The sequence below is a fragment of the Microbacterium sp. ZXX196 genome, from assembly GCF_009709595.1.
Taxonomy (GTDB): domain Bacteria; phylum Actinomycetota; class Actinomycetes; order Actinomycetales; family Microbacteriaceae; genus Microbacterium; species Microbacterium excoecariae.
Window position 1 is genome coordinate 1 of record NZ_WMEE01000079.1, and the last position, 287, is coordinate 287.

Sequence of the window (287 nt, forward strand, 5' to 3'; positions counted from 1 at the left end):
ATTAATGTCAAAACTTCCTAGATTTCATAACAAGCACATCGAAAAACGTAAGTATTCAAATAGCCTCCTAGCCAAATCTATTTCTTCTAAAGTACGTTTCTCTAATAAAACATTTTTTAATGTTAATTTGAGAGGATCCCGCCTACGATCATGTTCATTCAAAAATATAAAAATTGTTTTATCTGATTTTTCAGGAGTAATCTTAAATAAGAATAGGTTTACGAATGTTCACTTCAAAAAGTGCGTATTTTATGCTGCTATTTTTAGAGATTGTCGCTTTAAAAATT

Annotated in this window: 1 protein-coding gene; it reads left to right on the forward strand. The window is 28.6% G+C overall.

Translation table 11 applies throughout. The features are described 5' to 3' along the window. Window positions 1-4: 4 nt before the first annotated feature. Window positions 5-287, forward strand: a 283-nt coding sequence (locus tag GJQ66_RS15600) for a pentapeptide repeat-containing protein (RefSeq protein WP_196215892.1), incomplete at its 3' end; no start/stop codon positions are given.